The organism is Streptomyces sp. NPDC048352 (assembly GCF_040651895.1).
In the GTDB taxonomy this organism is placed as follows: domain Bacteria; phylum Actinomycetota; class Actinomycetes; order Streptomycetales; family Streptomycetaceae; genus Streptomyces.
Genome location: NZ_JBEZKZ010000083.1, coordinates 23,487 through 32,087, shown reverse-complemented (window position 1 = coordinate 32,087; position 8,601 = coordinate 23,487). Strand labels below are relative to the sequence as shown.

Below are 8,601 nucleotides of genomic sequence, written 5' to 3'. Positions count from 1 at the left end.
CGGCCGCCGGGCCCGGGCGGCCTCAGCCGGCGGCCGCGAGCCGGCGGGCCAGGTCGCGCAGTGCCTCCGCGTCCAGGACCCGGTCGCCGAAGCCGGGCAGCGGCACGTGCAGCGGGTCCGTCCACTCCTCCGGGACGGCCGCCTGCCCGTAGACCGCACCGGCCAGGGCCCCCGTCACGGCGGCGACCGTGTCGGTGTCCCCGCCCAGGTCCACCGCGGCGCGTACGGCCGGGGCGAACCCGGTGGTCGTACGCACGGCCCACACCGCCGAGCCCAGGCAGGGCCACACGGCGCCGTTGAACTCGGTGGCCAGGCCGGGGTGCCAGCCGGGGTCGAGCACGCGGGCGTACCGGTCGCGGTGCGCCGGGTCCACCGCCTCCAGCGCCTGCGGGAGCGCGGTCAGGGGATCGCCGCCGTCCAGGGCCACCCGTACCAGTTCGTGCAGGAGGGCGGTGCCCTCCCAGGCGGCCCGGTCGCCATGGGTGAGGGCCGCGATCCGCCGGGCCGCGTCCATGGAGGCCTCCCGCCCGGCGGGCGCGAAGTACACCGCCGAGCCGGCGGCCCGCATCAGGGAACCGTTGCCCGCCGCCCGCGCGTTGACCTGGAAGTGGTGGGCGGCCGCCGTGTCCCAGGGCCGGCCGTTGGTCAGGACGTCCTCCGTCTGGAGGCCGATGTCCTTGGGGTACCCGGCGGCCCACCGCTGGAAGCGCCCGAAGATGTCCGGGAGTTCCAGGCCGCCGTGCTCCAGCAGGGATTCGGCGACCAGGACCGCCATCTGCGTGTCGTCCGTCGCCTCGCCCGGATCCCAGCCGCCTCCCCCGCGCATCTCCTCGCCCCGCGCGCTCAGTTGCCCGGCGGGGCCGAATTCGTACGGGGCCCCGAGCGCGTCGCCCGCCGCCGAACCCAGTACGGCTCCCACGGCGCGGTCCAGTCGTGTGGTCACCGGGCCTCCTCGGCGCACACGCGGGCCAGCAGGCCGCTCGCGAACCCGTCGAGGTCGTCGAGCCCGGCCGCCGCCAGCGTCGCGGGGGCGCCCGCCAGCAGGTGGGGGATCGCCCCGTGCAGCGCCAGGGTCAGGGCGCGCGCCTGCTCCGGCCCGGCCGCAAGCCCCGCTCCCGCCAGCAGGGACCGGTACGCGGCGAAGTCGCCGGCGGCGATCGGGTCCAGCAGGGCGGCCAGCCAGGGCCTGCGGGCCGCCTCCGCCTGGAGTTCCAGGTAGGCCAGCAGGCGCGGACGCCCGGGCCCCGCCACGTCCCGCAGCAGCCCGGCCAGCAGGGCCGCGAGCCCCTCGCGGTCCGACGGCCCCGGACCGGCTGCCGCCAGGGAGGCGGCGAGGGCCTGGTACTGCTCAAGGCAGCGCTCCGCGACGGCCCGCAGCAGGGCGTCGCGGCTCGGGAAGTAGTTCTTGGCGGTGCCCGGCGGCACCTCGGCGGCGGCGTCGACGGCCCGGTGGGTGAGGCCCCGCCCGCCCGCTCCGCCCAGCACGGTCACGGCAGCGTCGCGCAGCCGGTCCCTACGGTTCTGATTCACCTTGCCAGGATAACTACACCTGTGGTACCACAAACGAGGTACCACAGGTGTGGTGATGCGTTCGGTTCTGCTGGTCCGAGAGACGGGGCCTTCCATGGAGAACGGCAGGAGCAAGGGCGGCGGCGCCCCCGGCACGGCCGTGGTCGTCGGCGCGGGCGTCGGCGGCCTCGCCACCGCGATCGGCCTGAGCCGCGCGGGCTGGTCCGTCCGTGTGCTGGAGGGCCGAACCGCCCCGGAGCGCTACGGCACCGCCTTCGGGATCCACCCCGGCGCCCAGGCCGCCCTGGACCGGCTCGGTCTCGGCGACGCCCTCCGCGCGCGGGCGCTCCCGTACCGCAGGGCCCGCATCCGGCGCCCGGACGGCAGGGTCCTGGCCACCCTTCCCCTCGAACGCGTCGAGCGCAGGGCCGGCCGCCCCGAACTCCTCGTCTCCCGGCCCCACCTGGTCGACGCCCTGCTGGACGAACTCGGGCGGCTCGGCGGCGCGGACGTCGAGTACGGCCGGCGGCTCACCGACCCCCGCGACCTCGGCGCCGACCTCGTCGTCGGCGCCGACGGCATCAACAGCGCCGTGCGCACCGCCCACTTCGGCACCCGCAGCGCGGTGCGCGCCCTCGGGACCGCCGCCTGGATCGGCATCGCGGAGTTCGAGACCGACGTCCACGGGGAGACCTGGGGCGAGGGCCGCTTCTTCGGGATGACCCCCGTCGAACCGGGCCGCACCAACTGGTACGCCGCCGTTCCCGCGGCCACCACCGCCGCCGGGCTGCGGGACGCCTTCGAGGGCTGGCACGACCCGGTCCCGCGCGTGCTCGCCGAGACCGACCCCGCGACCTGGATCCGGTACGAGATGCGCCACCTCCACCCGGCGCTCCCGGCCTTCGTCACCGCCGGCCGGATCGCCCTCGTCGGCGACGCCGTGCACGCCATGACCCCCAACCTCGGCCAGGGCGCCTGCACGGCCCTCCTCGACGCGGAGGCCCTGGCGCGTGCCGTCGCCGCCCACGGCCGGTCGGCCCTGCCCGCCTACGACGCGCAGCGCCGCCGCAGCGCGCAGCGCGTGGCCCTCGGTTCGAGGGCCCTGCACCGCTTCGTGACCACCCGCCGCCCGGCCCTGCGCGACGCCCTGGCCGGCCTGCTACTGCGCTAGCCCGGCGGCACGCGCCGCCAGCTCCGCACCGGACACGTCCTCCAGGTGGGTCAGGAACACCCACAGGTGCCCCGACGGGTCCCGGAGGTGGGCGGTGCGGTCGCCGTGGAACTGGTCCGCCGGCTCCTGCAGCAGTTCCGCTCCGGCCGCCACGGCCGTCCGTACGAGGGCGTCCACGTCCGGGACGTACACGTGCAGCGCCGCCGACGTCCCGCCGAGCTCGGCCGGGGAGGCGAAGGGGGCCTCGGCGGCGTCGCCGAGCATCAGCACCGCCTCGCCGATCCGGATCTCGGCGTGCAGGACGCCGCCTCCGGGGGCGTCGAGGCGGAAGTCCTCGACCGCCCCGAAGGCGCGTACGTAGAAGGAGAGCGCCTCTGCCGCGTCGGTGACCATGATGTGCGGGACCACCGCCGTGCGGTAGCGCTCGGGAACGACCGGGGATGCCTCGTGATGCGTCTGATTCGTCATGCCCACGACCGTAGAACCTCAAGTTTGGTCGAGGTCAAGGGCGGGCAGGCGACAAGCCCTCGGAGCGTGATGCGCCGAGTGGCGCAGAGGTGGTGGCGCACATGCGGAAGGTGAGTACGCTGCTGCTCATGACGGGTCACCCACCGGGCCCCCTCTGGGCGGGCCGGGCTTCCAACCGTGCGCAGTGGCTGCTCGCGGCGGCCGGCGCGGCCTGTCTCGCGCTGGGCGTCGAGCTGGCCGTCGACAACTCCTGGACCACCGGATTCGTTCCGCTGCTGATGTCCGTGATCGGCTGCCTCGCGGCGGGACTGCTCATCCTCTACGGCACCCTCGCCTTCGTGCACGTGGCGGTCACCGTCGACGCGGAGGCGCTGGAAGTGCGCTGCGGCCACATAGGACTGCCCCGCCGCAAGATCCGGCTCGCGGAGGTCGCCTCCGCCGAGTTCTGCCCCCGCATCACCCCGCAGCAGTGGGGCGGGTGGGGCTACCGCTGGCGGCCCGAGAAGGGCACCGCCGTCATCGTCCGGCGCGGCGAGGGCGTCACCCTGCGGCTCGGCGACGGCAGGCTGTTCACGGTCACCGTCGACGACGCGGAGAACGCCGTCCGCGTGATCCGCACCCACCTGCGCGCCCTCGCCCGCTGAACGGAGGAACCCGGAGCACGCCTGAGCGCCGCACCCGGAGCGCTGCCCGCCGAGGAAGCAGCGCCCCCCGGGACGCCGTCCGGGTGCTGTCCGGGCGCCGGGTGGCGGGGGAGCGCCTCCTTACCGGCCCTTGGGGCGCGGGGACGTACACTCCGCCAGATGAGCAGCAGTGTCACCCGCGCCGCCGAGAGCGAGCCCGCCCAGCCCGCCGGCCGAGCAGCAGCGGCGTCCCCGCCCGAAGCCGCAGCCGCCCCGCGACCGGGGAAGCGCAAGGCCGCCGGGCCGGCGCGGGTCGCCCTCGCCGGGCTCGCCGGGGCCCTGCTCTACCTCGGCTTCCCGCCCCGCCCCCTGTGGTGGCTGGCCCCCTTCGCCCTCGCCCTGCTCGCCGGCTGCCTGCGCGGACGCCGCGCCCGGGCCGGCTTCGGCCTCGGCTTCCTCTTCGGGCTCGGCTTCCTGCTGCCGCTCCTCGTGTGGACCGGCGAGGGCGTCGGCCCGGTCCCGTGGATCGCCCTCGTCACCCTCGAAGCCCTGCTCATCGGGCTCACCTGCCTCGGCGTCGCCCTCGTCAGCCGGCTGCCCGGATGGCCCCTGTGGGCCGCCGCCGTCTGGACCGCGGGCGAGGCCCTGCGCGCCCGGGCCCCCTTCGGCGGCTTCTCCTGGGGCAAGCTCGCCTTCGGGCAGGCCGACGGCGTCCTCACCCCGCTCGCCGCCGTCGGTGGCACCCCGCTGCTCTCCTTCGGCGTCGCCCTGTGCGGCTTCGGCCTGTACGAGGCCCTGCGCGTCGCCCGCCGCCGCCCCCGCTCCGGCGCCGCCGCCCTCGCCGCGCTCGCCGTCGCCGCACCCGTGGCAGGGGCCCTCGCGGCCCGCCCGCTGGTCTCCGGCGCCGCCGAGGACGGCACGGCCGTGGCCGCCGTGATCCAGGGCAACGTGCCGCGCGCCGGATTCGACTTCAACGCCCAGCGCCGCCAGGTCCTCGACAACCACGCGAACCGCACGATCCAGCTCGCCGAGGACGTCAAGGCGGGCCGCGCGCCGAAGCCGGACTTCGTCGTGTGGCCGGAGAACTCCTCGGACATCGACCCGTTCACCCAGCCCGACGCCCACGCCGTCATCGACAAGGCGGTCAAGGCCATCGGCGTGCCCGTCGCCATCGGCTCCGTACTGGCCCCCGAGACCGGGCCGCTGCGCAACACGATGATCCTGTGGGACCCGGTGAAGGGCCCCACCGACACCTACGACAAGCGCAAGATCCAGCCCTTCGGCGAGCGCATCCCGATGCGGTCGTTCGTCCGGCTGTTCAGCTCCGACGTGGACCGCGTACGCCGCGACTTCGGCCCCGGCAAGGAGCCCGGCGTCTTCGACATGGCGGGCAGCGGCATCGGCATGGTCACCTGCTACGAGGCGGCCTTCGACGACGCCGTGCGCTCCACCGTCCGGGCCGGCGCCCAGGTCATCGCGGTCCCCAGCAACAACGCCACCTTCGGCCGGACCGAGATGACCTACCAGCAGCTGGCCATGGACCGGATCCGCGCCGTCGAGCACAGCCGGACCGTCCTCGTCCCCGTCACCAGCGGGGTCAGCGCCGTCATCCAGCCCGACGGGAAGGTCACCCGGCAGACGAAGATGTTCACCGCCGACGCCCTCGTCGCCGAGATCCCGCTGCGCTCCTCGCAGACCCCGGCCACCCGCCTGGGCCCGCTGCCCGAGTACGCGCTGCTCCTGCTCGCGGCCGGCGGGCTCGGGGCGGTGGCGGCGCGCCGGATCCGCGCCCGCCGGTCCGCGTGACGGCGGTGACCGCCGCACGGCGCCGCAGGGCCGCCCCGTAGGGTCGGGGCATGACCACACCCGAGTTCATCCGCGAGATCAGGGCGAGCGGCGCCGGCCACCGGCTGCTCCTGCTGCCCGGCGTCACCGCCGTCGTGATCGACGAGCGGGGCCGGGTGCTCCTCGGGCGCCGGGCCGACACCGGCCGGTGGTCGGTGATCGGCGGGATCGCCGAGCCGGGGGAGCAGCCCGCCGAGACGGCGGTGCGCGAGGTGTACGAGGAGACGGCCGTGCGGTGCGTCCCCGAACGGGTGGTCCTCGTCCAGATGCTGGCCCCGATCACCTACCCGAACGGCGACGTCTGCCAGTTCCAGGACATCACCTTCCGCTGCCGGGCCACCGGCGGCGAGGCCCGGGCCGCCGACGGGGAGCTGCTGGAGGTGGCCTGGTTCGAGCCGGACGCGCTGCCGCCGCTGGAGCCGTTCGCCCTGGACCGCGTCCGACGCTCCCTGAGCGACGGGCCGACCTGGTTCGAAGCCCCGGCCGCAAGCCCCGTCCAGCCCGCGTCGTGCGGATCGGTCCCGGGACAGCACACGTAGGCCGTCTCGGCCCGCGGTCGCCCCGCACACCACCCCGCCGCGCCGTCACGGCACGGCCCGGGCCGCCGCCCGGCGGTAGAGGGCCAGGGCGCGGTCGCCCATGACCGCGCTGTAGGAGACGTCCGGGACCGTGCCGCCGCCCTCGTGGCCGCCGAGCACCCCGGCCAGCGCGCCGCCCGCCAGCCAGGGGCTGCCGCTGGTGCCGCCGCTGAGGGCGGGGCAGTCGATCCGCCGCTGGGTCGGGGAGAACAGGCTCGTGGCGTTCGCGCAGCGCAGCGGTGCGTCCTCGGTGGCGGGGTACCCGACGACGGTCACCGTCACGTCCTGCGGCTGTCCGGCCGCCGCCACCGGGAAGCCGCCCACCACGTCCTCCACCGCCCCGCTCCGCGCGCCGTCCGCCGGGGCCACCGTCGCGAAGGCGATGTCCGCGTCGGCGTCCCCGTCCCGCGTCCAGCCCGGGTCGACGTACACGCCCGTCACCCGCCACAGCCCGTACGGGGCCGCTCCGTCCCGGTAGCCCGGCGCGAAGACGGTGGCCTCCGGACGGGCGAGGCAGTGCGCGGCGGTTGCGATCAGGTTCCGGCCGGCGCTGCGCACCACGGAGGCGGTGCAGAAGTGCCCGCCGTCCGGCCCGCCCGCGAACAGCGCGCCCACCCGGGCCGCCGTGGCGTCGGCGTCGGCCGGCCCGGTGACCCCCAGCGGGGGCAGCGCCCGGGCCTCGGGGAGGTCCAGGCTCAGCAGGGCGGCCATCGAGGTGAGCGCGAGCAGGGCCCGCGCCGCCCGCCGGGCGCGGGGGTTCCCGGCCGGCCGGGAAAGGATGCGAGGGATCATGCCTGCGAGCCTCCCCGGTGAAACTGTGCCCGCAGCCCGGTGTTCCGTATGAATCCGCTGTGAATCCCCGCGTCCCCTGTGGACCACCGGAGCGCCGCCCCCGGCTCCGGGCGGAGATCCCGGTCTATGGACGCCGCGGCGGACTTCCCGGCCGGCTGTTGTGCACCGCGGTACGTGATCGCCGGGCCCGCCCCCGCCTAGCCTCGCCGCAGGAGCACGAACGAGGGGCGGTACGGAGTGAACTGGCTCATCCACGACTACCGCGAGAGCGATCTCGCGGCGGTGGTCCATCTCATCGACACCACGGCCGAACTGGGCCAGGAGTCCGTCTTCTCGCTCGCCGAGTGCATCAGCGCGCTGACCGACCGGCAGCCCTGCGTCGTCGCCGTCCACCAGGGCGTCCCGATCGGCGCGGCCCTCGCCGGCGTGACGGGCGAGCGGGCCTGGGTGATGCGCATCGCGATCGCCGCCGGATGGCGCGGGCGGGGACTCGCCAGCGCCCTGCTCGTGGAGCTGGAACGGCGGCTGATCGCCGCCCGCGTCGGCCGGATCGCCTACGTCCTGCCCGAGGAGGACCTGCTCGGCGAGGGCCTCCTCAACGCCGGCTACACCCGCCAGCCGGCCGTCGCCTACTTCGAGAAGACCGAACCGCTGCACGGACCGGCGGCCGGGCTCCTCGACGACCTCGGCGGCCGCTTCCTGACCAAGGACCTGTGGGCCAAGGTCGCCGGCATGGAGAAGGAGAAGGACCTCATCGAGCGGCGGGTGGTGCTGCCGCTCGCCGAGCCGGAGCGTGCCGCCGCGCACGGGGTGCGGCCGCCGCGCGCCATCACCCTCTTCGGACCGCCCGGCACCGGCAAGACCACCTTCGCCCGGGCCATCGCCTCCCGGTTGGGCTGGCCCTTCGTGGAGCTGCTGCCCTCCCGTCTCGCCGACGAGGGCAACCTCGCCACGGCGCTGCGCGACGCCTTCGCCCGGATCGCCGAGCTGGAGCGGGTCCTCGTCTTCATCGACGAGGTCGAGGAGATCGCGCCCGTACGCACCGAGCCGGCGCAGCCGGGCGGCATCCACGGGGTGACGAACGAGCTGCTCAAGCTGATCCCCGGCTTCCGGGAGGGCGACGAGCGCCTGCTGGTCTGCGCGACCAACTCCATCCGCTCCCTCGACCCGGCCTTCCTGCGGCCCGGCCGCTTCGACTACCTGATCCCGATCGGCACCCCGGACGCCGGGGCGCGCGCCGCGATCTGGTCGCGCTACACGGCCGGACGGGCGGACGTGGACGTGGCGGCGCTGGTGGAAGCGACGGAGCTGTTCACCCCGGCCGACATCGAGCACGCCGCGCGGATCGCGGCGCAGGTGTCCTTCGAGCGGGACCTGGAGGCGGTGGGTGCGCGCGGCGCGGCGGCCGCGCAGCTCGGCGCCACCACGCGGGACTACCTGGCGGCCGTGGCGCAGTGCAGGCCGACGGTGACGCCGGCGATGACGGGGGAGTTCCAGGCGGACATCACCGCGCACGCCCGCTTCTAGGCAGGATCCGGCCGAGGCCGGACCACGGACACCGTCCCCCGGTTGCGGCGGGGGACGGGTACGCGAAACGGCCCGCGGCCGCTCCCCG

The 8,601-nt window shown here is 75.9% G+C and carries 9 protein-coding genes; 5 read left to right on the top strand and 4 right to left on the bottom strand.

All coding sequences use genetic code 11. The features are described from left to right. Positions 1-22: 22 nt before the first annotated feature. A complete protein-coding gene (locus AB0D45_RS29765; protein ID WP_362464709.1) occupies positions 23-943 on the bottom strand; it encodes an ADP-ribosylglycohydrolase family protein in 921 nt (306 codons plus the stop codon). Next, positions 940-1,530, bottom strand: coding sequence for a TetR/AcrR family transcriptional regulator (locus tag AB0D45_RS29760; protein ID WP_362464706.1), 591 nt, complete (start codon positions 1,528-1,530; stop codon positions 940-942). Before AB0D45_RS29760 ends, AB0D45_RS29765 begins: the two co-directional genes overlap by 4 nt. Before the next feature lie 94 nt (positions 1,531-1,624). Here AB0D45_RS29760 and AB0D45_RS29755 point away from each other — a divergent pair, with 94 nt between their 5' ends. Continuing rightward, complete coding sequence (locus tag AB0D45_RS29755) at positions 1,625-2,680, top strand: NAD(P)/FAD-dependent oxidoreductase (RefSeq protein WP_362464703.1); 1,056 nt, start codon at positions 1,625-1,627, stop codon at positions 2,678-2,680. Here the strand turns inward: AB0D45_RS29755 and AB0D45_RS29750 are convergent. Then, a complete protein-coding gene (locus AB0D45_RS29750) occupies positions 2,669-3,148 on the bottom strand; it encodes a VOC family protein (protein WP_362464700.1) in 480 nt (159 codons plus the stop codon). The genes AB0D45_RS29755 and AB0D45_RS29750 overlap by 12 nt on opposite strands. A gap of 128 nt (positions 3,149-3,276) precedes the next feature. Between AB0D45_RS29750 and AB0D45_RS29745 the strand changes: the two genes are divergently transcribed. The 3 genes from AB0D45_RS29745 to AB0D45_RS29735 all read left to right on the top strand — a co-directional run bounded on the left by AB0D45_RS29745 (position 3,277) and on the right by AB0D45_RS29735 (position 6,155). Beyond that, complete coding sequence (locus AB0D45_RS29745) at positions 3,277-3,792, top strand: hypothetical protein (RefSeq protein ID WP_361611106.1); 516 nt, start codon at positions 3,277-3,279, stop codon at positions 3,790-3,792. 159 nt (positions 3,793-3,951) lie between these two features. Next, on the top strand, positions 3,952-5,577 hold the full coding sequence (lnt, locus tag AB0D45_RS29740) for an apolipoprotein N-acyltransferase (protein WP_362464697.1): 1,626 nt from the start codon (positions 3,952-3,954) through the stop codon (positions 5,575-5,577). A 50-nt stretch (positions 5,578-5,627) separates the two neighbouring features. Further along, positions 5,628-6,155 carry an NUDIX domain-containing protein gene (locus AB0D45_RS29735; protein ID WP_362464695.1) on the top strand — a complete coding sequence of 176 codons (528 nt, stop codon included), beginning with the start codon at positions 5,628-5,630 and terminating at the stop codon, positions 6,153-6,155. 45 nt (positions 6,156-6,200) lie between these two features. On the opposite strand, the gene AB0D45_RS29730 is transcribed toward AB0D45_RS29735, so the two are convergent. Then, positions 6,201-6,986 (bottom strand): trypsin-like peptidase domain-containing protein, encoded by a 786-nt coding sequence (locus AB0D45_RS29730; RefSeq protein WP_362464692.1) that lies wholly within the window; start codon positions 6,984-6,986, stop codon positions 6,201-6,203. 237 nt (positions 6,987-7,223) lie between these two features. On the opposite strand from AB0D45_RS29730, the gene AB0D45_RS29725 reads away from it, so the two are divergent. After that, positions 7,224-8,513 (top strand): bifunctional GNAT family N-acetyltransferase/ATP-binding protein, encoded by a 1,290-nt coding sequence (locus tag AB0D45_RS29725; RefSeq protein ID WP_362464689.1) that lies wholly within the window; start codon positions 7,224-7,226, stop codon positions 8,511-8,513. Positions 8,514-8,601: the final 88 nt, after the last annotated feature.